The following is a 26221-nucleotide window of genomic DNA, read 5'->3' on the forward strand; positions in this document are numbered from 1 at the left end:
ACGTCCGGCGGGACGGTCACTCTTCGCGGTTCACCGTGTCGGGAGAGAAGGCCGGGGCGCACACCGCGATGTACTCGGCGCCGTCGGGGCCCGCGATGTAGCGGATCTTCTCGCCGGGAAGGCTGACGAAGGCCTCGCCCGCGCCCACCTCGGTCACGCCCTCTTCGTGCTCGACGACGACCATGCCGCGCAGCACGAGGGTGTATTCGGTGAACTCGGGGGTCTGGGCGGGTTCCTCCCAGCCCGCGGGGGCGTTCATGCGGGCGATCGACACCTGCTCGTCGCCGCTGTTGACGCGTCCGACATACTCGTCGATGACCTTGCCGCCGGGCACCGGGATGCGGGTCGCCCCCGCTATTTTGCGCACCACGCGGCCAGTCTAGAGCTCATCGCCCCGCCGCCGGTCACGGCGTCCGAGCTAGTGGGCGACGTCGATGACGAGCCGGTACGGCGCCGTCTGCTCGTCCACCCGGAAGCCGGCGCGGTGGCCGAGCACCAGCCCGAGGGTGACGGTGCCCTCGAAATCGCCGGTGCGCACGACGCCGCGCACGTTCGGCAGCCCGGTCTTCTGGATCCTCTGCCAGGTCGGCTTGCCGTCCTCGGTGTGCGCGCTCGCCGGGGTCAGCGCGACCTGGAGGTACGCGCCGCCCTTGACCTCTACAGGGTCGCCTGAGCCGTCCTGGAGGAGTTGGGTGACCCAGCGGACTTGGTACCCCGTCGGGGGCCCCTGCAGGTCGACGACCACCCGGTCGAACCCCTGGTGCGCGGCGAAGCGGACACCCTTGACCAGCGGCGGCCTCTGCGGCGACCGCTTGACCTCGACCTGGCCGGTGCCGGAGGGCGGCGGCAGGTCGGGCGTCGCGGCGGTGTGCCGGCGGGACGGAATCGGGGACGGGATCGGGGACGGGGCGCCGGGCGCGGTCGGCTCCGGGGTCACGGGCGTCACTGGGGTCATCGGGGTCACTGGGGATTCCTGCGGCGGGGCCGAGGGGGTGACGGAGACGGGCGTGGTGACCGTCGTCTCCGGGGACGCGCCCGACTGGCCGCCACAGGCCGTGAGCAGGGCGAGCGGGACGAGGGCTGCGGCGACGGCGGTGCTTCTCATGGCCTGTGGCCTCCTGGGGTGGTCGGTCCTTGGGACGGTGCCCGTCCTCCCGGCCGGCCCCGGGCGTCGCGCCGGCGCCGTGACCTGGACGGTCCCGTGCGATGGTCCCCGGGTGCGCGGCCGGTTCCCGCTACTTCTTTTGACGCCGAGAATGCCCCACCCGTTCGGCCCCTAGCCACAGGTCCCGAAAATGTGTCCGATCTGCCCTGTAACGAACATGGAGCCCCCGGCACGCGAGCGGCGCCAGGGGCTGTTCGGCTCTCCCGTTCTTTCGGTTCTACGGTTCCGCGGAAGGGCTGCGGATCAGATGGTCTCCAGGACCTTCACGTCTTCCTCGGTGACGTCCTTCGCCCCCGCACCCGCCGTACGGGCGCGAAGGAGACCGGTGAGGGCGATGCCCAGCCCGACCAGGGCGATCGCGGCGCAGACGGCGAACGACGACCGGACGGCCGGCATGGTGACCGCGCCCCCGTCGGCGGTCGCCACAGCGGTCACGATGGCCAGCACGAGCGCGCCGCCGACCTGGCCGGAGGTGTTGAGCAGCCCGGAGGCGAGCCCCTGCTCGTCGTCCGGCACCCCCGCGGTGGCCTGGATGTTGAGCGACGGGAAGGTCAGCGCGAAGGCGATGCCCAGCAGCACCATGCCGGGGATGACCATCGTCGCCAGGCTCGGGTGGTCCCCCGCGCCGAGGAAGATGGCGTACCCGCCGGCGAGGGCGGCCGAGCCGAGGGCGATCAGCCGTGGGGTGCCGAACCGGTCGGCGAGGTCGCCCATCTTGGTGGAGGTGACGGCGACCAGCAGACCGGCGGGCAGGAACGCCAGCGCGGTGTGCAGGGCGGACCATCCGAGGAGGTTCTGGAAGTACTGCATGGCGACGAACTGGAACCCGACGTAGGACCCGAAGAGGATCACCAGGCCTAGGTTGGCCCGGACGAGCGGGCCGGAGCGCAGGATGCCGAAGCGGACGAGCGGGTGCTTGACGCGCAGTTCGGCGACGATGAACAGGGCGAGCAGGGCCACCGCGCCGGCGATGCCGCCCAGGGTGCGGGCCGAGAACCAGCCGGCTCCGGGCGCCTGGACGACGGTGTAGACGAACAGCAGCATCGAGCCGGTGATGGTGGCCGCGCCGACGAGGTCGTAGCCGCCCGTGGCCCGCTCCTCGCCGGAGTGGCGGGGAAGAAGCTTGAAGCCCGCGACCAGCGTGATGATCGCGACCGGCACCGGCATGAGGAACGTCCAGCGCCAGCCGAGCTCGGTGAGGAAGCCGGACAGGACGAGGCCGAGCGAGAAGCCACTGGCGGCGCAGGCGGTGAAGATGCTGAGCGCGCGGTTGCGGGCCGGGCCCTCGTGGAACGTGGTGGTGATGATGGACAGCGCGGCGGGCGCGGTGAACGCGGCGCTGATGCCCTTGACGAAACGGGCGGCGATGAGGAGGCCGCCGTTGTCGACGATGCCGCCGAGCAGCGAGGCGACGGCGAACAGGGCGAGCGCGGTCAGGAAGACGCGGCGTCGGCCCAGCAGGTCGGCGGTGCGCCCGCCGAGGAGGAGCAGGCCGCCGTATCCGAGGACGTACCCGCTGACGACCCACTGGAGGGAAGAGGTGGTGAGGCCGAGGTCGGCCTGGATTGACGGAAGTGCCACTCCGACCATCGAGACATCGAGGGCGTCGAGGAACACGACGGCGCAGAGCACGGTGAGCGCTCCCCAGAGGCGCGCGTCCCAACGCTGCTCTTGTGAGGTGGTGGTCATGAGGATGGACACTACATGCGCATGCATTCAATGCACAAGCATTTAATTCGCGTGCATCTAATGAACGTGCATGCTATAGTCCGGACATGGAGGACACGGATGTCGTCAACTCGTGGCGCGAGCTGCTCGCCCGCCACGCGACGACGTGGTGCGCGCTGGAGCGCGAGCTCGGCGACAAGCACGGGCTCGGCGTGAGCGACTTCGAGGCCCTCGACCACATGGCCGAGTCCGAGCACGGCAAGTACCGCGTCCAGGAACTCGCCGACGCCATCCACCTCAGCCAGAGCGCGCTGTCACGCCTGATCTCCCGCCTGGAGAAGGCCGGGCTCGTCTGCCGCAACATGTGCGCCGAGGACCGTCGCGGGGTGTTCGTCCAGATCACCGAGGCCGGCCGCCTCCGCCACGCCGAAGCCCTCCCCACCCACCGCACCGTCCTCAGCCAAAGCCTCACCCCCACCAAGCCCTCCCTGATCTCCTGAACAGCCGACTCTCCGGCACCTAACGGAGCCGGGGAGGCCGCGAGATGAGCTCAGCGAAAGGGACACTCGGGCTCTAGCGCACGTTGGTGGGATCACGGTGAACAACCACGACGGCGGGGGAACGGGCCTCGGCTGCCCGGAACGCCCGCGCCGTCGTGGATTGGAAGTGGATTGGAAATAGTCAGGCGGTGATGCGGTCGATTACCAGAGGCAGGAGGGTCGGGTCGGGGGTGTCGGCGACCTCGTAGGCGCCGTTGAGGGCCGCGAGGGCGCGGTCGAAACGGCCGGCGTCGTCGGCGTGCAGCGTCATCAGGGGCCGGCCCTCGTGGACCGTGTCCCCGGGCTTGGCGTGCAGGGTGATGCCGGCGCCGAAGGACACCGCGTCCTCCTTGCGGGCGCGGCCGGCGCCGAGCCGCCACGCCGCCAGCCCGATCCCGTAGGCGTCGAGCCTGGCCAGGACCCCGGAGGCGGGGGCCGTGACCTCGTGGGTCTCGGGGGCCTTCGGCAGCGCGGCGTCCGGGTCGCCGCCCTGGGCGGTGATCATGCGGCGCCAGGCGTCCATGGCGGAGCCGTCCTTCAGGGCGGTCTCCGGGTCCTTGCCGGACATTCCGGCGGCGGCGAGCATCTCGCGCGCGAGCCGCACGGTCAGCTCGACCACGTCGGACGGGCCACCACCCGCGAGCACCTCGACGGACTCCTCGACCTCCAGGGCGTTGCCCACGGCGAGGCCGAGCGGGCGGTCCATGGCGGTGAGCAGGGCGATCGTCGCCACGCCGTGGTCGGTGCCGAGGTCGACCATTGTGCGCGCCAGCTCGCGAGCCGTCTGGACGTTCTTCATGAACGCGCCCGAGCCGACCTTGACGTCGAGCACGAGCGCGCCCGTACCCTCGGCGATCTTCTTGGACATGATGGACGAGGCGATCAGCGGGATCGACTCGACGGTGCCGGTGACGTCGCGCAGCGCGTACAGCTTCTTGTCGGCGGGGGCGAGCCCGTCTCCGGCCGCGCACACGACCGCGCCGGCCTCGCGGAGGACGCCAAGCATCTCGTCGTTGGACAGGGACGCCCGCCAGCCGGGGATGGACTCCAGCTTGTCCAGGGTGCCGCCGGTGTGTCCGAGGCCGCGCCCGGAGAGCTGGGGGACGTACGCGCCGCAGGCGGCGACCAGCGGGGCCAGCGGCAGCGTGATCTTGTCGCCGACGCCGCCGGTCGAGTGCTTGTCGGTGGTCGGCCGGTCGAGCCCCGACCAGTCCATGCGGGAGCCGGAGCGGATCATGGCCTCGGTCCACCGGCCGATCTCCTCCCGCTCCATGCCGTTGAGCAGGATGGCCATGGCGAGCGCGGACATCTGCTCGTCTGCCACCTCGCCGCGCGTGTAGGCGTCGACCACCCACGCGATCTGCTCGGCCGAGAGCGCGCGGCCGTCCCGCTTGGTGACGATGACGTCGATCGCGTCCATGGACTCCTGACTCCCCGGAACGGTGAACGGTGGTGGAAAGGCGGATATCGGACGAGATACCCGCCGCAAGACATCAAGGGCGGGGCACCCAGGCGGCACGCCCAGGACCCCCGAACGGGGCGGGTCAGGCGCCGCGCGAGAGGTCGTCGGGGCCGAAGGCGAACGGCAGCAGATCGGCCAGCCTCCACGGCCCCTCAGGGGTCTCCACGAGCAGTTCTGGCCCGCCGTGCTCGAACAGGAGCTGGCGGCAGCGCCCGCAGGGCATGAGCAGCTCGCCGTGGCCGTCCACGCAGGTGAACGCCACGAGCCGCCCACCGCCCGAGGCGTGCAGCGCGGAGACCAGTCCGCACTCGGCGCACAGGCCGAGGCCGTAGGAGGCGTTCTCGACGTTGCAGCCGGTCACCACGCGCCCGTCGTCCACGAGCGCGGCGGCGCCGACCGGGAACTTGGAGTACGGCGCGTAGGCACCCGCCATGGCGTCGGTGGCCCGCTCGCGCAGCGCGTCCCAGTCGATTTCGTCCGGTGTCACGTCGCTCACGTTATCCCTCCGGGTTTCACGCGCACGCGGCAGGTCACTTGGCCTGGCCCTTGCGGTACGGCACGCCGTCCGCCGCCGGCATGCGCAGCCGCTGGGAGGCCAGCGACAGCACGAGCAGCGTGGTCAGGTGGGGGGTGAACGAGGTGAACTGCTCGGGCACCGTGTCGGTCATCGCGAACACGGCGAACACCGCGACCGCGAAGACGGCGGTGATCAGCGCGGCCCGGGTGCGGTTCTGCCGGACGAGCTGGTAGACGGCGAAGCCCGCGAGCATGATCGCCACCACCAGCAGCAGGGCGTGGACGGACGTGCCGCCCTGGCGCAGTTGCAACGCGTCGGTGTAGCCGAACAGCAGCGCGCCGCCGGCGAGCCCTCCGGGACGCCAGTTGCCGAAGATCATGGCCGCCAGGCCGATGAAGCCACGGCCGCCGGTCTGGCCCTCGCGGTAGATGCCCGCGGCGACCATCGACAGGAACGCGCCGCCGAGCCCGGCCAGCGCGCCGGAGATCACGACCGCGACGTACTTGTAGAAGTAGACGTTGACGCCCAGCGACTCGGCCGCGACCGGCCGCTCGCCGCAGGAGCGCAGCCGCAGCCCGAACGCGGTGCGCCACAGCACGTAGAAGCTGATCGGCACCAGCAGCACGGCGACGATGGTGAACAGCGAGACGTCCTGGGTGATGCCGCGCAGCACGCCGGCCAGGTCCGACACCAGGAACAGGTGGCGGTTCTCCAGGTCCAGCAGGGGGCCGCCGATGCCGGGCACGCTGACGTCGGCCACCGCCGGGATGCGCGGCGACTGGGTCTCTCCGCCGCCCTTCATGCCGGTGAAGACCAGCTTGGAGAGGTACTGGGTGGCGCCGAGGCCGAGGATGTTGATGGCGACGCCGGAGATGATGTGGTCGACGCCGAAGGTGACGGTCACCACGGCGTGCAGCAGGCCGCCGAGCGCTCCGCCGATGGCGCCGGCGAGCACGCCGCCCCACGTGCCGAAGGTGATGGCTCCCCAGGCGCCGCACCAGGTGCCGAGGATCATCATGCCTTCGAGGCCGATGTTGACCACGCCGGACCGCTCGGACCACAGGCCGCCGAGCGCGGCGAGGCCGATGGGCACGGCGAGGCCTACGGCGGCGCCGATCGTGCCGCCGGAGGTGATGTCGTTTGCGCCGGTCACGACGCGGGCGATGGACATCATGACCAGCAGGGCGAGCAGGCCGAGCAGGAGGATCTGCCAGTTCTTGCGGAGGCGGCGGGCGCCGGGGGCTGCCGGGGCCGTCGCGGGGGCATCGGAGACGGTGGTCACGCCTTCGCTCCTTCCTCGGACGCGGAGTCGGACTCGGAGCGGGACGCGGAGCCGGAGCCGGAGCCGGGCGTGGAGGAGGGCTCCGCGGAGAGCTGGCGGCTCACCCGGTGCTGCTCGGCGGTCGTGCGGTATCGGTGGACCAGCTCGTAGGCGATGATGACCGAGAGCACGATCGTGCCCTGCATGATGATCACGATCTCCTTGGGGATGCCCTCCAGGTCGAGGATGTCCGAGGAGTTGTCGAGGAAGCTCCACAGCAGCGCGCCGATCGCGATGCCGACCGGGTTGTTGCGTCCGAGCAGGGCGATGGCGATGCCGGTGAAGCCGAGCCCGGTCGGGAAGTCCAGGCTGTAGCTGTAGGACGCGCCGAGCAGCTGCGGCATGCCCACGAGCCCGGCCGCCGCGCCCGAGATGATCATCGTGACGAGCACCATCTTCTTGACGCTGACGCCGCTCGCGACCGCGGCCGACTCCGAGCGGCCGGTGGCGCGCATGTCGAAGCCGAAGCGGGTCCAGTTGAACAGCACGTAGTAGGCGACGCCGAGCAGGGCCGCGACGACGACGAACCCGAAGACCTTGGCCTGGGTGCCGGGGATGAGGGCGAACCCGGGGAACTGGCCGGACGGCGGGATCGGCTTGGTGCCGATGTTGTTGCTGCCGGACACGGCCACGGCGAGCCGGTCGGTGGTGAGCAGCCAGGCGCCGACGCCGGTCGCGATGGCGTTCAGCATGATCGTGGAGATGACCTCGCTGACGCCGCGGGTGACCTTGAGCAGCCCGGCGATGGACGCCCACAGGCCGCCGACGGCCACGGCGACCAGGATGGTGACGCCGACGTGCAGCGGGGCCGGGAGCACCAGCGCGCCGCCGACGGCCGCCGCGATCAGTGCCGCCAGCCGGTACTGGCCGTCGACGCCGATGTTGAACAGGTTCATCCTGAAGCCCACGGCGACGGCGAGCGCGGAGATGTAGTACGTCGTGGCCAGGTTGATGATGTTGACGATCGTGCGGGACTGCGCGCCGTAGTCCACCAGCAGCCGCAGCGTCTCCAGCGGCGGGTTGCCGGTGAGCGCCAGGATGATCGAGGTGATGACGCCGGCGAACACGATGGCGAGGAGCGGGGCGGCGAGCGCCAGCAGGCCGCCGAGCCTGACCTTGCCGAGCAAACGGTCGGTGAAGGACGAACTCATGCTTCCTCCCCGGCGCCGGTCGCGGCCGGGCCGAGCTGCTCGGGGGCGGGTGTGTCGCGGTCGCCGCCCGCCCCGGCGCCGGTCATGGCCGAGCCGAGCCGTTCGGGGGTGACGTCGGCGGGGTCGACGTCGGCCACCATGCGCCCGCGCAGGATCACCTTCAGGGAGTCCGACAGGCCGATCAGCTCGTCCAGGTCGGCCGAGATGAGCAGGACGGCGAGCCCGGCAGCGCGCGCGGCCCGCAGGTGGTCCCAGATGGCGGCCTGTGCGCCGACGTCCACGCCGCGCGTGGGGTGGCTGGCGATGAGGACGACGGGGTCGCCGCTCATCTCCCGCCCGACGATCAGTTTCTGCTGGTTGCCGCCGGACAGGGCGGCGGCGATGACGTCGATGCCCGGGGTGCGGACGTCGTAGGAGTCGACGATCCGCTGGGTGTCGGCCCGGGCGCCGGCCCGGTCGATCCAGGGCCCCTTGACGTTGGGCTTGCGGGTCTGGTGGCCGAGGATGCGGTTCTCCCACAGCGGGGCATCCAGCAGCAGGCCGTGCCGGTGGCGGTCCTCGGGGATGTAGCCGATGCCGCCCTCGCGCCTGCGCAGCGTGGACCAGGCGGAGATGTCCTGGTCGCCCAGCGTGATGACGCCCTCGGCCGGGCGCATGCCCATGATGGCCTCGACGAGTTCGGCCTGGCCGTTGCCCTCGACGCCGGCGATGCCGAGCACCTCGCCCTTGTGGATCTCGAAGGAGACGTCGTCCACGATCGGCCGCCCGCCGTCCCCGCGCACGGTCAGGCCGCGTACGGCCAGCGCGACGTCGGGGGTGACGGTGGACTCGCGGGTCTCGGGGCTCGGCAGTTCGCTGCCCACCATGAGTTCGGCCAGCCGCCGCGCCGTGACGTCCTTGGGGCTGACGCCGGCGACGGTGGTGCCGCGCCTGATCACCGTGATGGCGTCGGCGACCGAGAGCACCTCGTCCAGCTTGTGGGAGATGAAGATGATGGTGAGGCCCTCGCGGACCAGGCCGCGGAGGTTGTCGAACAGCTCGTCGACCTCCTGGGGCACCAGCACGGCGGTGGGCTCGTCCAGGATGAGGATGCGGGCGCCCCGGTAGAGCACCTTGAGGATCTCCACCCGCTGCCGCGCGCCGACGCCGAGGTCCTCGACGAGCGCGTCGGGGGTGACGCCGAGGCCGTAGGCGTCGGAGATCTCTTTGATCTTGCGGCGGGCCGCGGCGAAGTCGATGGCGCCGCCGAACCTGCGCGGCTCGCTGCCGAGGATGATGTTCTCGAGGACGGTGAGGTTGTCCGCCAGCATGAAGTGCTGGTGCACCATGCCGATCCCGGCGGCGATGGCGTCGGTCGGCGTGCGGAAGTGGACCGGCGACCCGTTGACGCGGATCTCCCCCTCGTCCGGCCGCTGCATGCCGTAAAGGATCTTCATGAGCGTGGACTTGCCGGCGCCGTTCTCGCCGACGATGGCGTGAACGTGCCCGCGCCGGACGCTGAGGCGGATGTCGCGGTTGGCGACCACGCCGGGGAACCTCTTGGTGATCCCCTCCAGCTCGACGGCGAGCTCGATGCCGGGATCGGCGGTGCTGGCCGAAGAAGTCGAGGTGCTGATGGCGGCCTCCTCCATGCGGATGGCCTCGTTGGCGGACGGATGGGCCTCGTGAGCGTGCCGGTCGGCCTGGTCGGCGGTACTAGGGCGGTACTGGGCGGTAACTGGGGCGGAGCACGGGGGTGCGGGGCGGAACAGGCGGGATCGGGCCCGACCACGTGAGCGTCTCAAGGCCGCGGCCGGGCACGCGGGCGTATGGGGAGGCCTCCTGGAGCACCGGCTCGCCTTGTGGACGGACACGACCCCCGGGCGGGCGGTACCGACGGTAGCCGAGGGGGCCCGGTAGTACGGCCACCGGGCCCCCTGGCTCGTTCAGCGCGTCACTGGGAGGGAACCGTGATCTCGCCGTTGACGATCTTCTGCTTGTACTCGTCGAGCTTGGCCTTGATGTCGTCGACCTGGCCGCCGGTGGTCGAGTAGTCGACGCCGCCCGCCTTGAGGTCGTAGGTGGTCGCGCCGGCCTTGACCGTGCCGTCCACGAAGCTCTTGAGGAAGTCGAACACCGCGACGTCGACCTTCTTGAGCATGGAGGTCATGATGACGTCGCGCACGCTCGGGTCGGCCGTGAGCGCCTGGTCGGAGTCGACGCCGATGGCCTTGGCGCCGGCCGCCTTGGCGGCCTCGAAGACGCCGCCGCCCGAGCCGCCGGCCGCCTGGTAGACGACGTCGGCGCCGGCGTCGTACATGCCCTGCGCCGCGGTCTTGCCCTTGGCCGGGTCGTTGAAGCCACCGAAGTCCGGCGGCTGGGTGAGGTACTTGACGTCGACCTTGATGTCCGGCTTCACGGCCTGGGCGCCCTTGGTGTAGCCGACCTCGAACTTCTTGATCAGCGGCACCTGGACGCCGCCGACGAAGCCGATGTGGCCCTTCTTGGACTTCAGGGCCGCGGCCGCGCCGACCAGGAAGGAGCCCTCGTTCTCGGCGAAGACCAGGTTGGAGATGTTCGGCCCGGCCGCGGCGTCGTCGATGATCGCGAACTTGGTGTCGGGGAACTCGCCGGCGACCTTCTTGATCGCGTCGGAGTAGGCGAAGCCCACCGCGATGATCGGGTTGTGCCCGGTCTGGGCGAGCAGGCGCAGGCGCTGCTCCTTCTGCGCGCCCGTCTCGCCGGGGCTGGCCTCGAGCTCCTTGGTCTCAGAGATCTTGAGCTCGGCCTTGCCCTTCTCCAGGCCCGCCGCGGCGGCGTCGTTGAACGACTGGTCGCCCCGGCCGCCGATGTCGTACGCCAGGCCGACCTTGGGGCCCCCGGCCGCGGGGGCCGAGCTCGCCGCGCTCGACGTCCCGGGCGTCGCGGTGTCCGTGCCGGTGTCGCTGCTGCCACCGCAGGCCGCGACGGCCATGAGCATGGCCCCCGCCGCCGCCGTGGCGGCCAACTTGCTTGCGTGATCGCGGAGCAAGGTGACTCCTTCCGTGTCTTCGCCGTCCAACTCGTGTGCACGCGCGAAGGAACGCACGGCAACCCTGCACGGAAGATAGTTGTTCGCCCGGTGTTGACCAAACCGCAGCCCGGGTCCGAAATAGGTCCGTTATGCAGCTCAGTCCGCCCTGTGACCTGCGAAACCACGCGATCACGCACCGGGGGCGCCGTATACGGGCCCCCGGTGGACCTGGCCGGGCTCAGGCGGTGACGGGCTCGGCGGCCTCGGCGGGCGCGCGGGCACCGTCCCACAGCGCGGTGAGCGCGGTTGCGGCCAGCACGCTCACGCCGACGCCGATGCACTTCTCGTCGACGTCGAAGGTGCCCTGGTGGATGTCGATGCGGCGGGTGTCGCCGGGCGTGCGCACGCCGAGCCGGGCGTACGCGCCGGGGACCGACTCCAGGTACCACCCGAAGTCCTCGCCGCCGAGCGACTGGGGGGTGGGGACGGCGGCGTCGGGGCCGAGCACCTGGCCCGCGGCGTCACGCAGCATGTGGACGCTGGTCGCCTCGTTGATGGTGGGGGGGACGCCGCGGATGTAGTTCATCTCGGCCTCGACGCCGTAGGCGATGGCCACCGAGTCCAGCAGGGACTTGAACAGGTCGGGGGCCTCGTGCCACGCCTGCTCGTCCAGGCAGCGGATCGTGCCCTCGGCCACGCCGTCGTCGGGGATGGCGTTGGCGACCGAGCCGGCCTGCACCCGTCCCCAGACCAGCGACAGCGACACGCGGGGGTCGACACGCCGGCTCAGCGCGGCGGGCAGCTCGGTGACGATCTTGGCGAGGGCGAAGACCAGGTCGGCGGTGAGGTGGGGGCGGGCGGTGTGGCCGCCGGGGCCGGCGACCCGGACGCTGACCTTGTCGCAGGCGCCGGTGATCGGGCCGACGCGCAGGCCGAGCCGCCCGACCTCCAGCCGGGGGTCGCAGTGCAGGCCGAAGATGCGGTCGACGCCGTTGATGCCCCCGGCCTCCAGCACGCGCAGCGCACCGCCGGGCATGACCTCCTCGGCGGGCTGGAAGATCAGGCGGACCCGCCCGGGGAGCAGCCCGGCCGCCGCCTGCCCGGCGAGGAACAGGCCGGTGCCGAGGACGATGGCGGTGTGGACGTCGTGGCCGCAGGCGTGGCAGACGCCGGGGACCGTCGAGCGGTAGGGGACGTCCTTCTCGTCCGGGAGGGGTAGCGCGTCGATGTCGGCGCGCAGCGCGACGGTGGGACCGTCGCCGCTGCCGATGTCGCAGATCAGGCCGGTGCCCCGCGGCAGCGTCACCGGCGTCAGGCCGACCTCGGTGAGCCGCTCCGCGATGCGCTCGGTGGTGCGGTACTCGACGAACCCGAGCTCGGGGTGAGCGTGAAGGTCGCGCCGGAAATCTATGAGAGGGCCCTCATGGACCCTCAGGAAAGCGTCGAGCTCCCCCCGTAGATCACGTGCCAGCATGGCCGATCGCCCCGTTCGACATCCTCAGATTGGTGGTGACGAAGCGGTCCTCCGCGAGCTCGACGAGCGTGGCGTCCACGATGTCGTCAAGAGTGCCGCCTCCGGAAAGAATCGCGCGCTGGCGCTCGCAGGAGTTGCCCTGCTCCAGCACGTCTGACACGACGGCGAGTTCGTCGGCACAGCCCAGCCGCTCGGACATCGGCGCCAGCTCGCGCGTCAGCTCGTACAGCATGTCGCGGACGGGCGCGGTGGTGCCGTTGTCGTCGGTGATGACCGTGGCGTCCAGGCCATAGCGGGTGGCGCGCCACTTGTTGTCGCGCACGACCCACGGAGCGGGGTGCGGCAGGCGGTAGCCCCGGTCGAGCTGCTGATCGAACTGCTGGATCAGACACTGCGACAACGCCGTCACCATCCCGACCTCTCGGAGCGTCGGTATACCGTCGAACATTCGAATCTCAATCGTGCCGAAGTCAGGGTGTGGCCGGATATCCCACCACACCTCTTTGATGCTTTTGATGGTCCCCGCGCGCTTCAGGGTGTCCATGTACTCTTCGAACTCCGCCCAGTCGGCCAGCATCTGTGGCGGCCCGGCGGTGGGCAGCGCGCCGAAGACGATGGCCCTGCTGGAGGCGAGCCCGGTGTCTTGGCCACCCCAGTACGGGCTGGAGGCCGTCAGCGCGAGGAAATGCGGCAGGTAGGCCGCAAGTGCGTTGACGATGGGGATGACTTTATCCCTTTCCCGCACCCCGACGTGGACGTGTACGCCAAATGTTTGGATCCTCCATGCCAGCCACTGCATCTCTTCGACCAGCTCTGCGTACCTCTGGACCGGTGCGTAGACCGCGTCGCGCCAGTCGCTGATGGCGTGCGTGCCGGTGCAGGCGAGGGACATCCCCCGCGGCTCGACGACCTGGCGCACGCGCTCGATCGTCCGCCGGAGGTCCTCGACGGCCTCCGACGCGGTGTGGCAGACGTCGGTGATGATCTCGAGCTGGGACTGCATCAGCTCGTGCATCACCTTGGGCCGGGGGCTCTCGCTCAACTCGGGGATCGCCTCGAGTACCTGGCGGGCGTCCTGGCGGAGGCGTCTCGTGCGCCTGTCGACAAGCTGGAGTTCCCATTCGACGCCCAGCGTCGGGCCGCGCGATGGATTGAACTCGATTGTCACGGCACGCCTCCAAGGCAATGGTCTCAGGCCGAGTTTCCGCTACGCAGCGGAATCGGCCAACCCGTAGGGTTACCCCAGTACTCCGTCACTTGCGGTTTTCCGGGCGTCGGCTACCAAAGCGGAGACGGCACCCATGCAAGCATGGTCAACCGCAAAATGGTCGTTAACCATCTCTGCCCGCGCAGGAGGGCTTATATGCCGCGTTCACGTCCGGCGGCACGCCAGGCACGCCAGCCGAGGGCCGCGACCACCAGGGCCAGGATCAGATTCACCGCGATCAGAATGCCGTGCACCACGTAGAAGGCCGTGGGGTGGCCGTCGGCCAGGTTGAAGCCGAGGTTGATCCACTCGAAGACCATGAATGCGGCCAGGGCCAGGAGGAACGCGGCGACGCGTCGGGTCATCTTCACCTCCTTCATGGTACCGCCACGCTTCCTGACCAGCACCTTCGCGATCTTTGTCGTGTCTTGCCCCATGCGAAAAGCGACAAAGCTACAGTGAGTTCCCTATGGGGATGAAGCACGTAGCAGTAGCGACCACGCTCATCGGGGGACTCGCGTTCGTCACCCCGGCCCACGCGCGCGCCGCGTCCGACGACGGCACGCCCATCGGCGGCGCCATGCTGGGACAGCGCGGCATCGTGATCGGCGCGGGCGCCAAGCCACTGCCCAAGAGCGAGGCGTCCTCCTTCCTGGTCGCCGACGCCGACACCGGCGAGATCCTCGCCGCCAAGGACCCCCATGGACGGCACGCGCCCGCCAGCACCCTGAAGATCCTCACAGCCGTCACCCTCATCCCCCGCCTGGACAAGAACAAGATCATCAAGCCGAGCCAGGACGCGTGCAACATCGAGGGAAGCGCCGTCGGCCTCACCCCGAACAAGATCTACAAGGTGCACGACCTGCTCCGCGCGCTGATGATGGTCTCCGGCAACGACGCCGCCGTGGCGCTCGCCGAGGCCAACGGCGGCCTCGCGCGCACCCTCACCGACATGAACGCCGAGGCCAAGCGGCTCCAGGCCCTCGACACCGTCGCCAAGACGCCGAACGGCCTGGACCAGCCCGGCCAGAGCAGCTCGGCCTACGACCTGGCCCTGATCGCCCGCGCGGGGCTCGCCAGCGCCGACTTCCGCGAGTACGTCGGCACCAAGATCGCCAAGTTCCCCGCGCCCGAGGGCAAGCACTACGAGATCGCCAACCACAACAAGCTGCTCGGCAAGTACCCCGGCATGATCGGGGTCAAGAACGGCTACACGACCAAGGCGCTCGGCAGCTTCGTCGGCGCCGCCCGCCGCGACGGCCACACGATCATCGTCTCGGTCATGCGCCACGAGGGGTCGTTCTGGAACGAGGTGCAGGAGCTGCTCGACTGGGGCTTCGCCGCCCGCGGCAAGGTGCAGCCCGTCGGCACGCTGGTCGCCCCCGTCCCGAAGGTCAAGCCCACCAAGCCCGTCGGCGGCCCCGCAAAGGTGACCCCGGCGCCCGCCGCCAAGCCCGTCGAGTTGGCGCACGACTCGCCGGTCGTGGGCATCGGGGCCCTGGTGGTCGCGGTCGGGCTGCTCGGCGGCGCCGCCTGGGTCGTGTACGGCGTGCGCCGGCGCTCCCGGCCGGGCGGGCCGCCCGCCCGTACCGGCGACGAGAGCCTGACCCCCTGAGGTTCGGTCACTCGTACCCACTGACCGGGGCCGGGGTGGGCTCGGGCGGCGGCGCACCGCCGGCGGTGGACGTCCACGCCGCGACGTACAGCGCCCAGCGCGCCGACAGGTTGATCCAGATGAGCAGGCCGACGACCACGGCGAACGCGCCGTAGATCGGGTTGGACAGGGTGTGCGAGAGCAGGAGCGTCGCGACCTGCTTCAGCACGCCGAACCCGATCGCGCCGAGCAGCGCGCCCTCGAGCAGGTACCGCCACGGCTGGCGGATCCTGGCCAGCCAGCACAGGATGATCAGGAAGACCAGCATGTCCGCGCCGACGCTGATCAGCACACCGGCGGCCCGCACCAGCACGGTCCCGAGCAGCGAGTCCTGCGCCCCGAACCAGCCGAGGACCGTCCCCGTGGCCTGCGCGGTGAAGCCGCCGACCAGCACCGACAGCACGAGCGTGAGGCCGATCATCACGAGGCCCGCCAGATCGCGCAGCCGGGCCACGAACCAGTTCATCGGCGGCTCGCAGCTCACGCAGATCTCGTGCAGGGCGTCGCGCAGCGCGTCCACGGCCCCGATGCCCGCGTAGGCCAGGCCCAGCAGGCCGATGACGCCCGCCCCGGCGCGGGCCTCGGCGAGCTGTTTGATCTGGAGCTGTCCGGCCAGCCCGGGAAGCTGCCGGTTGATCGCGGCCTCCAGGGTGTTCAGCGCGTCCGGGTTGACCGCGAAGAAGTACCCGAACACGGCGAAGGCCAGCGCCATGAGCGGGAAGAACGACAGGAACGCGAAGTACGTGACCGCGCCCGCCAGCCGGTCGCCCCGCAGGCTCTGGTAGCGGTGGAACGTGCGGATCAGATGGTCGAGCCAGGGCCAGCGGACGCGGGACAGCTCGGTCCGGATCCTGCCCCACTCTTTGACGGCCTCGACGCGCCGCATGAGCCCGGCCCACACGCTCCCCATCCTGGCCACCTACCCAGCAGGCGTACGGTATGCGGACAGGCACGGTCATCGGACGGGGAAGAAACCCCGCCCCTGACCTTCATGACGTTGCTGTCCAAGAACGTCACGAAGGTCGGGAAAGGCGGCTCAGAGCTGGGGGAGGAACCCCACGCGCTCGCGGACGGCCTCCATGGTCTGGCGCGCGATCGCCGAGGCGCGGCGGGCGCCGACGGCGAGCAGCCGGTCGAGCTCGGCCTCGTCCGCCAGGAGCTTCTCGGTGCGCTCGCGGATCGGCGCGAAGGCGTCGATGACGACCTCGGCGACGTCCTTCTTGAACGTGCCGTAGCCCTGGCCCTCGTAGCGCTTCTCGAGGTCGGCGATCGGCGTGCCGGTCAGCACGGACTGGATGCGCAGCAGGTTGGTGACGCCCGGCTTGTTCTCTTCGTCGGCGACGACCTCCGAGCCGGTGTCGGTCACCGCGCGCATGATCTTCTTGCGCAGCGGGCCCGGCTCCTCCAGGACGTCCAGGATGCCCTGCGGGCTGGAGGACGACTTGGACATCTTGGCCAGCGGATCCTGGAGGTCGGCGATGCGCTCGACCTCCTTCACGATGTAGGGCTCCGGGACGGTGAACGTCTCGCCGTACCGGTTGTTGAAGCGCTGCGCGAGGTCGCGGGTGAGCTCGACGTGCTGCTTCTGGTCCGCGCCCACCGGCACCTGGTCGGCCTGGTAGATCAGGATGTCGGCCGCCTGGAGGATCGGGTAGGTGAACAGGCCCACCCCGGCGGAGCTCTCGCCGAACTTGGCCGCCTTGTCCTTGAACTGCGTCATGCGGGCGGCCTCGCCCATGCCGGTCTGGCAGATGAGGATCCACGCCAGCTCGCTGTGCTCGCGGATGTGGCTCTGTACGAACAGCGTGCTGCGCTCGGGGTCGATGCCGGCGGCGAAGAGCTGGGCGGCCGAGACGCGGGTGCGGCGCCGCAGCTCGGCGGGCGCCGGGTGCACCGTGATCGCGTGCAGGTCGGCGATGAAGATGAAGTTGTCGTGGGTCTCCTGCATGCCGACCCACTGGCGCACGGCGCCGAGGAAGTTGCCGAGGTGGAACGAGTCGGCGGTGGGCTGGATGCCGGAGAGAACACGAGGTCTGGCCATAGCACACAATTGTGTCAGGATCCGGGGGCGCTGTGTGACGCGGCGCCCCTCAGCCGTCGGCGGACCCGCCCGTCCCGGCGCCCCTCAGTCGTCGGCGGTCTCCGGCGGCTCGGGCGGGCCCATCCGCCTGATCACCCGCACCCGGGCCACCCGGCGGCCGTCCATCTCGGTGACGACCAACGTGTATCCGGGCCCCTCCACCCGCTCCCCCAACCCGGGCAGGTGGCCGAGCGCGGCCATGATGTAGCCGCCGAGCGTCTCGTACGGCCCTTCCTGCAGCCGGATGCCGGTCTCGCCCGCGAAGTCGTCCAGGTTGGTCAGGCCCTCGATCTCGATCTCGCCCGCCACCAGGCGCACGGACTGCCCGTCGGTGTCGTACTCGTCGCGGATGTCGCCGGTGAGCTGCTCGACCAGGTCCTCCATGGTGACGATGCCGGCCGTGCCGCCGTACTCGTCCACGACGATGGCCAGGTGCTGCCCGTCGTCGCGCATCTCGGTGAGCGTGGCCAGCACCCGCTTGCTGGCGGGCAGCAGCTTGACCGGCCGGATGGGCACCAGCTCGCTGATCGGTTCGATGCGCCCGGTGAGCACCGGGTCCAGCAGGTCGCGGACGTGGACGAACCCGACGATGTCATCGTAGGAGTCGCGGTAGACGGGGAAGCGGGAGTGCGGCATGGCCGCGGCCAGGATCGCCGCCTCGGCGAGCGGCGTGTCGGCGGCCATGAACTCCACCTCGGTGCGCGGCAGCATCACCTCGCGCAGGTGGCGCTTGCCGGCGGTGAAGACCTCGTCGATGAGGTCGCGCTCGTCCTTGGTGAGCTCCTGGTGGCCGACGACCATGTCGCGCAGTTCCTCGGTCGTCATCGCGGCGCGGTCGGCGTGGGGGTTGCCGCCGAGCAGGCGCACGACGCCGTCGGTCGACTTGGACAGCACCCAGATCACCGGCCGGGACAGCGCGGCCATGCGGTCGAGGAGGGGCGCCACCAGCAGGGACAGCCCTTCGGCGCGCTGGCGGGCCAGGCGTTTGGGGGCGAGCTCGCCGAGCACGAGGGTGACGTAGGAGATGGCGAGGGTCACCACGACCAGTGACAGCGGGCGCGCGGTGGGCGCGGGCAGCCAGGATCCGGTCAGGAGCGGTTGGAGCTGGCCCGCGAGGGTGTCCGCGCCGACGGCGGCGGACAGCACGGTGGCCACGGTCATGCCGATCTGCACGGCGGACAGGAAACGGTTGGGATCACGGGCCAGCTTGGCGACGCGCGAGCCGCGCCGCCCCTCGTCCGCCAGCCTGCGGACCTGGCTCTCGCGCAGCGAGACCATGGCCATCTCGGCCGCCGCGAAGAACCCGCCGATCAGTACGAAGACCAGGACGAGGACGATATTAGCCGCGACGTTGTGCACGTCGATCGATGTCCGTTCACACGAGACTCACACGATGATCTGTCAGCGTACCTGTTGAAGCGCCTGCCGCTCGTGTCCGGAGGTGCATAAGCGGGGCAAAGGCCCTACACTTTCAAACAACATCAAACACAATCGAACGGGAAGGAACAGTCACGTGAAGTTGCTCGTCACCGGGGGCGCGGGCTACATCGGAAGCGCCGTGGCCGCCCAGCTCGTCGAGGCCGGTCACGAGGTTACCGTCCTTGACGACCTCTCCACCGGTCACGCCGACGCGGTCCCCCCGGGCGCGTCCTTCGTCGAGGGCTCGATCACCGAGGCGGGCAAGGCGCTCTCCCCGGCCTTCGACGGCGTGCTGCACTTCGCCGCGCGCTCGCTGGTCGGCGAATCGGTCCAGAAGCCCGGCCTGTACTGGGAGGGCAACCTCGGCGGCGCGCTGGCCCTCCTGGACGCCATGCGCGAGAACGGGGTGCGGCGCATCGTCTTCTCCTCCACCGCGGCGACCTACGGCGAGCCCGAGAGCACACCCATCGTCGAGACCGACCCCACCCGTCCCACCAACCCCTACGGCGCCTCCAAGCTGGCGGTCGACACGGCCCTCACCGCGTACGCGGGCCTGCACGACCTCGGCGCCGTCAGCCTGCGCTACTTCAACGTGGCCGGCGCCCACACCGCCGCCGACGGGCGCGTGTACGCCGAGCGGCACACCGTCGAGACCCACCTCATCCCGAACGTGCTCGCCGTCGCGCTCGGCCGCCGCCCCTCGGTGAGCGTCTTCGGCACCGACTACCCCACCCCGGACGGCACCTGCGTGCGGGACTACATCCACATCACCGACCTCGCGCGGGCCCACCTGCTGGCCCTGGACGCCTGCCGTCCCGGCGCGCACGCCATCTACAACCTGGGCAGCGGCACGGGCTTCTCGGTACGGGAGGTGCTGGAGGTCTGCCGTGAGGTGACCGGGCACGCGATCCCCGCCGAGTTCGCCGAGCGCCGTCCCGGCGACCCGGCCGTGCTGGTGGCGTCCTCCGAGCGCATCCGGCGCGAGCTGGGCTGGGAGGCCGAGCACACCGGCCTGCGCACCATCGTCGCCGACGCCTGGGCCGCCCTCACCCGCTGACACGCGGGCTACCCGCCGCCGTCCAGGGCACCGGGGTCACCGGTGGCCCCGGTCTCCTCCCCGGCGTCCTCAGCGCCGCCGGCCTGGCCCCGGACGGACGGCCGGCCGTGCCGCGCGCGCCCGCCACGATTCCTTGCCGCCCGCCGCCCTGGTCCCACCCGCCGCCTTGGTCGTCTTCCCGCCCGCCGCCGCCTTGGCCGGGGCGCGCCGCCCGGGCCGCGCGCGGTGGCCGGGCGAGAGCCGCACGGGCGGGCCCGCCCCCTCTGCGACCTGCGTGACGACCTCGGCACGGTTGTCGGCCTCGTTCTCGTCGACCACCTCGGAGGTCAGGACGGCGGACGCCCGCAGCGGCCCCCGGGCGCCCGGCCGGACCACCCCGAGGACGGTGACCGCGCCGGTGCCCCCCGCCCGGATGTCCACGGGCGACGGGCACACCACCTCATTGCCGACATGATTGCCGGCATGGTTCTTGCCCCGCCCTGCGCCCGGCCGGCAGCTCGCCACGTTGACCGCGGCGATCTCGACCTCGTCCGGGATCTTGATCGTGAGCACGGGCAGGACGGCGTCGCCCGGCCCGGCGTTGCGCACCCTCACCTGGTACGCCAGCCACCGCCCCGGCTGGGCGACGCGCGGGGAGACGGTCATGCGCACCGACAGATCGGCCCCTCCCCAGAGGCGGGAAACCGGCAGGGACGAGGCGTTCGCCACCACCGGGGCGGCGGTGACCCCGGTGATGAGGAAGAGGACGAGACCGGCGGCGACGCCCGTCGAGAACAGACCCATTACTGTGCGACCCCCAAGCGTTTCGTGATCAATTCAACGCCGTGGGGCTCGCGCCCCGCCCGCCCGACACGCGCTTCCCCGTCCAGGTCAACCCCACAGGAGGGCAAAGTTCGCGCACCGCCTCCGTCCGGGCGAGGGAGATCGTCCCCGCCCGGACCACCCGGCGCGCCCCTCCCCGACCGGGCTACTCGACGGCGGCGGGCATGGGCGCGCCCCGCCTGGGCGTGACCGTGTTGTTCGGCAGGAAGATCAGCGCTACGAGCGCGACGGCGGCCCCGATCGCCGCCAGCCACGGGATGACCGTCGCCGCCGCGGCGGCGTGCGCGTCCGTCAGCGCGTGGTGGGCGGTCGCCTGCTCGCGGACGACCGAGGTGTAGACGGTCCCGGCGATGGCCAGGGCCACCGAGCCGCCGATCTGGCGGAAGAACGTGAGGTTCGCGCTGGCCGTCCCGATGTGGGCGGGCGGCACGGAGTACTGGACGGCGACCGTCAGGCCCGACAGCATCGGGCCGACACCGAGGCCGATCAGCGCCATCCAGCCCACCAGCGCCCACGACGGCGTGTCCACCTCCAGGCCCGCGCACAGCACGGCCCCCGCCACGCCGAAGAACGGCGCGGCGAGCAGCCACGGCTTGTACCGGCGGGTCTTGCTGATCAGCGCGCCGGTGAGGACGCTGCCGGCGAGCATGGCGAGCATCAGCGGGTAGATGTGCAGGCCCGAGGCCGTCGCGCTCTGGCCCTGCGCCTCCTGGAAGTAGCGCGGCAGGAAGACCGCCCCGGCGTACAGGCAGGACGCGGTGCAGAACGAGGCGATGTTGCCGATCGTGTAGGTGCGGCTGCGGAACAGCTCCAGCGGGATGATCGGCTGCACGGCCCGCCGCTCGACCAGGACGAACGCCACCAGCAGCACCGCCGCCGCGAGCAGCGGGCCGATCACGGGGGCGCTGGTCCAGGTGTGGTCGTCCAGGCCGCGCTCGGTCAGGCCGATGAGCAGGGAGCTGATCGCGGCGCTGAACACCGCGATGCCCAGGTAGTCGGGGCGCGACCCGCCGCTGCCGGGCACGCGGGGCAGGCGCCGGACGATGATCGCCAGCAGCACCAGGCCGATGGGGATGTTCACGTAGAACGCCCAGCGCCAGCTCGTCTGGTCGGTGAAGACGCCGCCGAGGAAGGGCCCGGCGATGTAGCTCGCCGCCATCACGCCGCCGAGCGCGCCCTGCACCCTGCCGCTCTTCTCCGGCGGGAACAGGTCGGCGACCAGGGCCAGGGACAGCGGCAGCAGCGCGCCCGCGCCGAGCCCCTGGACGCCGCGGAAGGCGATGAGCTGGCCCATGTCCTGGGCGAGGCCGCTCAGCACGGACCCCAAGAGGAAGACCGTCACGCCGATGAGCAGCAGCGGCTTGCGCCCGTAGACGTCCGAGAGCCTCCCGTACAGGGGGACCGTCACCGTCGAGGTGAGCAGGTAGGAGGTCACGACCCAGGTGTAGAGCCCGCCGGCGCCGCCGAGTTCGGCGGTGATGCGCGGCAGGGCCGTGCCCACGATCGTCTGGTCGAGCATCGCCAGGAACATGCCGCCGAGGACGGCGAACAGCAGCAGCCCGTTGCCCTTCGCCCCTTGTGCCGCGCCGGCGACCGATTCGCCGCGCACGTCCGCCGGGGCCGCGGCCGCCGGTCCGGTCATCGTCATGTCGCCCTCTCAAGGCCATTTGATGTCTGAGCAAACATGTAGAAGGTGACATGTCTAGCCAGACATGTCAATGCTTGAGTACGATGACGTCATGTCTCTTCGCGTCGCCCTCCTCGGCCTGCTCACGTACGCGGGACCGGCCAGCGGATACGACCTGACCAAGGCGTTCGAGCGGTCGATCAACTACGTCTGGCAGGCGGGGCACAGCCAGATCTATCCGGAGCTGGCGAAGATGGCGGCCGACGGGCTGATCACGGTCGAGGCCCAGGGCACGCGCGGGCGCAAGACCTACACGATCACGCGGGAGGGGTCGGACGAGCTGCGCCGCTGGCTCACCGAGCACACCCCCTCGGGGCCCGTGCGCAGCGAGAGGGCGCTCCAGGCCTTCCTGCTCCCGCTGCTGGAGCCGTCCGACGCCCTCACCGTCCTGCGGAGGGTCGAGGCGGACGCGACCGCCAGGCTCCGCGAGCTGGAGGAGCTGTTCGCCTCCGAGAGGGATCTCGGCGCCGAGCCGGGAAACGTCGGCGACTTCGCCCTCGACCTCGGCATCAAGAACACCCGCACGACCGTGGCCTGGGCCAGGGCCGCCGCCGAGACCATCGAGGCCACCACGAGGACGGCCTGCGACGGCGGGACGGACGCCCCGTCCGGCGAGTGATCAGTCGCAGCTCACCGGCGCGGGCATCGCCGTCTCGGGCCTGAAGTGCACCTTCGAGAAGTACTTCTTGAGCAGCGCCTTGGCCGTCCCGTCGGTGTAGAACCGGACGATGGCCGCCCGCACGGCCTTGCACGTCCGGGTGTCGCCCTTCTTGATCGCCACGGCGTACCGCTCGTTCGACAGCTTCGCGCCCAGCACGCGGTAGCGGATGTTCTCGCGGTCGGCGAAGCCCGCCAGCAGCAGGTCGTCGCCGGGGACCGCGTCCACCTTGCCCTCCCGCAGCAGGTTCATGCACTCGCTGTAGTGCCCGGCGGGCACCAGCCGCACCTTGACGACGTCCTGCACCATGCCGATCGTGACGCTGGTCGCGGGAGCGCAGAGGTTGCGGCCCTTCAGATCCTCGATCTTGGTGTACGGGTCCCCGTCGCGGACGAGCACGTCCACGTGCGCCGTGTAGTACGGCCCGGCGAAGGTCACCCGATCGTCGTCGTTGATCGAGTACGTGGCGATCACCAGGTCCGCCGCGCCCTTCTCCAGCATCGGCACCCGCTCGGCCGGGCCGGACTCGCGGAAGGTGACGCCGCTCGCGGGGACGCCGAGCTGCCGGGCGATGTAAGTGCCGAGCTCGACCTCGAACCCGGTCCAGGCACCGCCGCTGCCGAGCGCGATGCCCGGCAGCAGGTTGCGCATGGCGATGGTCAGCTTGTTCGTCTCGGCCGCCTTGTCCGCGACCGATAAGAACGTCCGGGGCGACGTGCTCGCCTTCGCGGTCGGCGTCGCCGCCGGAGGTTTCGGAGATCCGGGACCGGTCAGTCCCAGCTCGGGCCCCCACCGCTGTACGGCCATGGCGCCGCCACCGGCCAGGACGGCCACCGCGACCGCCGCCGCCAGCCACCGGCCGCCGCGCCTCTTGTCCCGGGGCGGTGAGCCGGCCGCGACGACGACCGGCTCCGGCGGCGCGACGACCGCGCCTCCGTTCCCTCCGCTCGTCTCGGTCCCGCGGGTCCCGCTCCCCCGTCGGTTCCACACGCCCGACAACAGCGTGCGCGCGCCCGTCTCGCGGGCGGCCAGCTCGGCGCCCTGGCTCAGGACGGCGGTGGACGCGCCGGCCTCCTCAGAGTGGCCGAGCAGGCGCAGCAGGATGCGGTCGGCCGTCGGGCGCTCGGCCGGGGCCTTGCTCAGGCACGCGCGCACGACGCCGCGCAGCGGGTCCGGCAGGCCGCTGACGTCCACGTCGTCGTTGAGCACCCGGTTGAGCACGACAGCGATCGAGTTGCCGCCGAACGGCACGTCCCCGGTGGCCGCGAACGCGATCGTCGCCGCCCAGGCGAACACGTCGGCGGCCGGGCCGACCTCGCCGCCGGAGATCTGCTCGGGCGCCATGTACGCGGGCGTGCCGACGGCCCTGCTGGTGATCGTCCCCGTCGAGTCCAGGATGCGGGCGATGCCGAAGTCGACCACGCGCGGGCCGTCGGCGGCCATCAGCACGTTGTCGGGCTTGAAGTCGCGGTGCACGATGCCCGCGTGGTGGATGGCCGTCAGCGCCGTCGCCGTGCCCACCGCGAGCCGCTCCAGCGCGCTGCCCGAGATCGGGCCCGTGGTCTCGACGGTCTGGCGCAGCGGCCGGCCGTCGATGTACTCGCTGGCGATGTACGGGGTGTCGCCGTCGAGGTCGGCGCCGAGGACCCGGGCCGTGCAGAACGAGGCCACCCGCTCGGCGGCCTTGAGCTCGCGGGCGAAGCGCGACCTGGCCGTGCGGTCGCCGCTGAACTTGACGTGCAGCAGCTTGACCGCCGCACGCTCACCCGCCGCGTCCTGGCCGAGGTAGACGACCCCCTGACCGCCCTCCCCGATGCGCCCGGTGAGTTCGAAAGGGCCTAACTGCCGGGGGTCTCCCCGTTCGAGCGGCCCGATTTCCGGCATTCCCCGTCCCGTTGGTTTCGCCAAGTGTCGACCATGAGAACTTTACGACTCCTTGGTGGCTTTACAGGGGGCCGAGACCACGCCGTAACCTCCCGAGTCGCCCCGCCGAGACACCCCCGGTCGAGACACCCGGGCCGGGCGGGAACACCGGGAACGCCAAGGGCCGCCCGCCGGTACGACGGCGGACGGCCCCTCGTGCGTCACATGGCGGCCCGGAAGATCAGCCGGCCATCTTCTTCTTGAGGTTCTCGTCCAGCGCGGCCAGGAAGTCCTGGGTGGTCAGCCACTTGGCGTCGCCGCCCACGAGCAGGGCGAGGTCCTTGGTCATCTGACCGCCCTCGACGGTCGAGACGCAGACCTGCTCCAGCGCCTCGGCGAACGCGGTCACCTCGGGCTGGTCGTCCAGCTTGCCCCGGTGGGCGAGGCCGCGGGTCCAGGCGAAGATCGAGGCGATCGGGTTGGTGGAGGTGGGGTTGCCCTTCTGGTGCTCGCGGTAGTGGCGCGTGACCGTGCCGTGCGCGGCCTCGGCCTCGACCGTGCGGCCGTCGGGGGACATGAGGACCGAGGTCATCAGGCCGAGCGACCCGAAGCCCTGGGCGACGGTGTCGGACTGCACGTCACCGTCGTAGTTCTTGCAGGCCCAGACGTAGCCGCCCTCCCACTTGAGCGACGCGGCGACCATGTCGTCGATCAGCCGGTGCTCGTAGGTGATGCCGGCGGCCTCGAACTCGGCCTTGAACTCGGTCTCGAAGACCTCGGCGAAGATGTCCTTGAACCGGCCGTCGTAGGCCTTGAGGATCGTGTTCTTCGTCGACAGGTAGACCGGGTAGTTGCGGGCCAGGCCGTACCGCATGGAGGCGCGGGCGAAGTCGCGGATCGACTCGTCCAGGTTGTACATCGCGAGGGCGACGCCGGGGCCGGGGAAGTCGTAGACGTCCAGCTCGATGGGCTCCGAGCCGTCCTTGGGGGTGTACGTCAGGGTCAGCGTGCCCTCGCCCGGCACCTTGAGGTCGGTGGCGCGGTACTGGTCGCCGAAGGCGTGACGGCCGACGACGATCGGCTTGGTCCAGCCGGGCACGAGCCTCGGGACGTTCGACATGATGATCGGCTCGCGGAAGATGACGCCGCCGAGGATGTTGCGGATGGTGCCGTTCGGCGACCGCCACATCTTCTTCAGGCCGAACTCCTCGACCCGCGCCTCGTCCGGGGTGATGGTGGCGCACTTCACCCCCACGCCGTACTGCTTGATGGCGTTCGCGGCGTCGACCGTCACCTGGTCGTCGGTCGCGTCGCGGTGCTCGATCCCCAGGTCGTAGTACTTGAGGTCGACGTCGAGGTAGGGCAGGATCAACTGGTCCTTGATGAACTTCCAGATGATCCGGGTCATCTCGTCGCCGTCGAGTTCGACGACGGGACCCGCTACCTTGATCTTGGGCATGCTTGGGGTTCCCCTTCTCACAACTT

At 70.9% G+C, this 26221-nt stretch carries 23 protein-coding genes; 4 read left to right on the forward strand and 19 right to left on the reverse strand.

What is annotated here, in order from left to right:
- Positions 1–16: 16 nt before the first annotated feature.
- From AB0H21_RS33505 to AB0H21_RS33515, 3 genes are all read right to left on the reverse strand, one after another.
- Positions 17–370: a cupin gene (locus AB0H21_RS33505; protein WP_358524866.1), complete on the reverse strand. Its 354-nt coding sequence runs from the start codon at positions 368–370 to the stop codon at positions 17–19.
- Positions 371–418: 48 nt separating this feature from the next.
- Complete coding sequence (locus tag AB0H21_RS33510) at positions 419–1105, reverse strand: hypothetical protein (RefSeq protein WP_358524868.1); 687 nt, start codon at positions 1103–1105, stop codon at positions 419–421.
- Positions 1106–1408: 303 nt separating this feature from the next.
- Positions 1409–2854, reverse strand: coding sequence for an MFS transporter (locus AB0H21_RS33515; RefSeq protein WP_358524871.1), 1446 nt, complete (start codon positions 2852–2854; stop codon positions 1409–1411).
- Positions 2855–2940: 86 nt separating this feature from the next.
- Between AB0H21_RS33515 and AB0H21_RS33520 the strand changes: the two genes are divergently transcribed.
- Positions 2941–3333, forward strand: a complete 393-nt coding sequence (locus tag AB0H21_RS33520; protein WP_358524873.1) for a MarR family transcriptional regulator — start codon at positions 2941–2943, stop codon at positions 3331–3333.
- A gap of 181 nt (positions 3334–3514) precedes the next feature.
- Here the strand turns inward: AB0H21_RS33520 and AB0H21_RS33525 are convergent, their stop codons facing one another.
- From AB0H21_RS33525 to AB0H21_RS33565, 9 genes are all read right to left on the reverse strand, one after another.
- Positions 3515–4792 carry a thymidine phosphorylase gene (locus AB0H21_RS33525; protein WP_358524874.1) on the reverse strand — a complete coding sequence of 426 codons (1278 nt, stop codon included), beginning with the start codon at positions 4790–4792 and terminating at the stop codon, positions 3515–3517.
- A 124-nt stretch (positions 4793–4916) separates the two neighbouring features.
- A complete protein-coding gene (locus AB0H21_RS33530) occupies positions 4917–5330 on the reverse strand; it encodes a cytidine deaminase (RefSeq protein WP_358524877.1) in 414 nt (137 codons plus the stop codon).
- Between the two features lie 34 nt (positions 5331–5364).
- Positions 5365–6633 (reverse strand): ABC transporter permease, encoded by a 1269-nt coding sequence (locus AB0H21_RS33535; RefSeq protein ID WP_358524879.1) that lies wholly within the window; start codon positions 6631–6633, stop codon positions 5365–5367.
- Positions 6630–7823, reverse strand: coding sequence for an ABC transporter permease (locus AB0H21_RS33540; RefSeq protein ID WP_358524881.1), 1194 nt, complete (start codon positions 7821–7823; stop codon positions 6630–6632). The genes AB0H21_RS33535 and AB0H21_RS33540 overlap by 4 nt, the downstream gene beginning before the upstream one ends.
- Positions 7820–9454, reverse strand: a complete 1635-nt coding sequence (locus tag AB0H21_RS33545; RefSeq protein ID WP_358524884.1) for an ABC transporter ATP-binding protein — start codon at positions 9452–9454, stop codon at positions 7820–7822. The genes AB0H21_RS33540 and AB0H21_RS33545 overlap by 4 nt, the downstream gene beginning before the upstream one ends.
- Positions 9455–9756: 302 nt before the next feature.
- The gene (locus AB0H21_RS33550) at positions 9757–10833 is read right to left on the reverse strand and encodes a BMP family ABC transporter substrate-binding protein (protein WP_358524887.1); all 1077 of its coding nucleotides are present in this window, start codon (positions 10831–10833) and stop codon (positions 9757–9759) included.
- Between the two features lie 220 nt (positions 10834–11053).
- Entirely contained in the window at positions 11054–12289 is a 1236-nt protein-coding gene (locus AB0H21_RS33555) for a M20 family metallopeptidase (RefSeq protein WP_358524890.1), read from the reverse strand.
- On the reverse strand, positions 12276–13457 hold the full coding sequence (locus AB0H21_RS33560) for a glutamate--cysteine ligase (protein ID WP_358524893.1): 1182 nt from the start codon (positions 13455–13457) through the stop codon (positions 12276–12278). Before AB0H21_RS33560 ends, AB0H21_RS33555 begins: the two co-directional genes overlap by 14 nt.
- A 191-nt stretch (positions 13458–13648) precedes the next feature.
- Positions 13649–13861, reverse strand: a complete 213-nt coding sequence (locus AB0H21_RS33565; RefSeq protein WP_358524896.1) for a hypothetical protein — start codon at positions 13859–13861, stop codon at positions 13649–13651.
- A 110-nt stretch (positions 13862–13971) separates the two neighbouring features.
- On the opposite strand from AB0H21_RS33565, the gene AB0H21_RS33570 reads away from it, so the two are divergent.
- Entirely contained in the window at positions 13972–15111 is a 1140-nt protein-coding gene (locus AB0H21_RS33570) for a D-alanyl-D-alanine carboxypeptidase (RefSeq protein WP_358524898.1), read from the forward strand.
- Positions 15112–15118: 7 nt separating this feature from the next.
- Here the strand turns inward: AB0H21_RS33570 and AB0H21_RS33575 are convergent, their stop codons facing one another.
- The 3 genes from AB0H21_RS33575 to AB0H21_RS33585 all read right to left on the reverse strand — a co-directional run bounded on the left by AB0H21_RS33575 (position 15119) and on the right by AB0H21_RS33585 (position 18589).
- Positions 15119–16060 (reverse strand): YihY/virulence factor BrkB family protein, encoded by a 942-nt coding sequence (locus tag AB0H21_RS33575; RefSeq protein ID WP_358524901.1) that lies wholly within the window; start codon positions 16058–16060, stop codon positions 15119–15121.
- 126 nt (positions 16061–16186) lie between these two features.
- Positions 16187–17191: a tryptophan--tRNA ligase gene (trpS, locus tag AB0H21_RS33580; RefSeq protein ID WP_358524903.1), complete on the reverse strand. Its 1005-nt coding sequence runs from the start codon at positions 17189–17191 to the stop codon at positions 16187–16189.
- An 84-nt stretch (positions 17192–17275) separates the two neighbouring features.
- Positions 17276–18589, reverse strand: a complete 1314-nt coding sequence (locus tag AB0H21_RS33585; RefSeq protein WP_358524906.1) for a hemolysin family protein — start codon at positions 18587–18589, stop codon at positions 17276–17278.
- 154 nt (positions 18590–18743) lie between these two features.
- Between AB0H21_RS33585 and galE the strand changes: the two genes are divergently transcribed.
- Complete coding sequence (gene galE, locus AB0H21_RS33590) at positions 18744–19706, forward strand: UDP-glucose 4-epimerase GalE (protein ID WP_358524908.1); 963 nt, start codon at positions 18744–18746, stop codon at positions 19704–19706.
- 69 nt (positions 19707–19775) lie between these two features.
- On the opposite strand, the gene AB0H21_RS33595 is transcribed toward galE, so the two are convergent.
- Positions 19776–20489 carry a hypothetical protein gene (locus tag AB0H21_RS33595; protein WP_358524910.1) on the reverse strand — a complete coding sequence of 238 codons (714 nt, stop codon included), beginning with the start codon at positions 20487–20489 and terminating at the stop codon, positions 19776–19778.
- Between the two features lie 184 nt (positions 20490–20673).
- Entirely contained in the window at positions 20674–22176 is a 1503-nt protein-coding gene (locus tag AB0H21_RS33600; RefSeq protein WP_358524912.1) for an MDR family MFS transporter, read from the reverse strand.
- 91 nt (positions 22177–22267) lie between these two features.
- Here AB0H21_RS33600 and AB0H21_RS33605 point away from each other — a divergent pair, with 91 nt between their 5' ends.
- Positions 22268–22834, forward strand: a complete 567-nt coding sequence (locus tag AB0H21_RS33605; protein ID WP_358524914.1) for a PadR family transcriptional regulator — start codon at positions 22268–22270, stop codon at positions 22832–22834.
- Here AB0H21_RS33605 and AB0H21_RS33610 read toward each other — a convergent pair whose 3' ends face one another.
- Together AB0H21_RS33610 and AB0H21_RS33615 are read right to left on the reverse strand one after the other, a co-directional pair.
- A complete protein-coding gene (locus AB0H21_RS33610; protein ID WP_358524917.1) occupies positions 22835–24757 on the reverse strand; it encodes a serine/threonine-protein kinase in 1923 nt (640 codons plus the stop codon). It lies immediately after the preceding gene.
- 220 nt (positions 24758–24977) lie between these two features.
- Positions 24978–26195, reverse strand: a complete 1218-nt coding sequence (locus AB0H21_RS33615) for an NADP-dependent isocitrate dehydrogenase (protein WP_358524920.1) — start codon at positions 26193–26195, stop codon at positions 24978–24980.
- Between the last annotated feature and the right edge of the window lie 26 nt (positions 26196–26221).

Origin of the sequence: Sphaerisporangium sp. NPDC051011 (assembly GCF_040653595.1) — a bacterium.
Lineage (GTDB): Bacteria > Actinomycetota > Actinomycetes > Streptosporangiales > Streptosporangiaceae > Sphaerisporangium.

Coding starts and splice junctions, on each gene's coding strand:
- trpS (WP_358524903.1), bottom strand. CDS start 17,191: ATGGCCAGACCTCGTGTTCTCTCCGGCATCCAGCCCACCGCCGACTCG.
- AB0H21_RS33575 (WP_358524901.1), bottom strand. CDS start 16,060: ATGGGGAGCGTGTGGGCCGGGCTCATGCGGCGCGTCGAGGCCGTCAAA.
- AB0H21_RS33570 (WP_358524898.1), top strand. CDS start 13,972: ATGAAGCACGTAGCAGTAGCGACCACGCTCATCGGGGGACTCGCGTTC.
- AB0H21_RS33610 (WP_358524917.1), bottom strand. CDS start 24,757: ATGCCGGAAATCGGGCCGCTCGAACGGGGAGACCCCCGGCAGTTAGGC.
- AB0H21_RS33515 (WP_358524871.1), bottom strand. CDS start 2,854: ATGACCACCACCTCACAAGAGCAGCGTTGGGACGCGCGCCTCTGGGGA.
- AB0H21_RS33520 (WP_358524873.1), top strand. CDS start 2,941: ATGGAGGACACGGATGTCGTCAACTCGTGGCGCGAGCTGCTCGCCCGC.
- AB0H21_RS33525 (WP_358524874.1), bottom strand. CDS start 4,792: ATGGACGCGATCGACGTCATCGTCACCAAGCGGGACGGCCGCGCGCTC.
- AB0H21_RS33545 (WP_358524884.1), bottom strand. CDS start 9,454: ATGGAGGAGGCCGCCATCAGCACCTCGACTTCTTCGGCCAGCACCGCC.
- AB0H21_RS33600 (WP_358524912.1), bottom strand. CDS start 22,176: ATGACGATGACCGGACCGGCGGCCGCGGCCCCGGCGGACGTGCGCGGC.
- AB0H21_RS33555 (WP_358524890.1), bottom strand. CDS start 12,289: ATGCTGGCACGTGATCTACGGGGGGAGCTCGACGCTTTCCTGAGGGTC.
- AB0H21_RS33615 (WP_358524920.1), bottom strand. CDS start 26,195: ATGCCCAAGATCAAGGTAGCGGGTCCCGTCGTCGAACTCGACGGCGAC.
- AB0H21_RS33595 (WP_358524910.1), bottom strand. CDS start 20,489: ATGGGTCTGTTCTCGACGGGCGTCGCCGCCGGTCTCGTCCTCTTCCTC.
- AB0H21_RS33605 (WP_358524914.1), top strand. CDS start 22,268: ATGTCTCTTCGCGTCGCCCTCCTCGGCCTGCTCACGTACGCGGGACCG.
- AB0H21_RS33565 (WP_358524896.1), bottom strand. CDS start 13,861: ATGACCCGACGCGTCGCCGCGTTCCTCCTGGCCCTGGCCGCATTCATG.
- AB0H21_RS33510 (WP_358524868.1), bottom strand. CDS start 1,105: ATGAGAAGCACCGCCGTCGCCGCAGCCCTCGTCCCGCTCGCCCTGCTC.
- AB0H21_RS33540 (WP_358524881.1), bottom strand. CDS start 7,823: ATGAGTTCGTCCTTCACCGACCGTTTGCTCGGCAAGGTCAGGCTCGGC.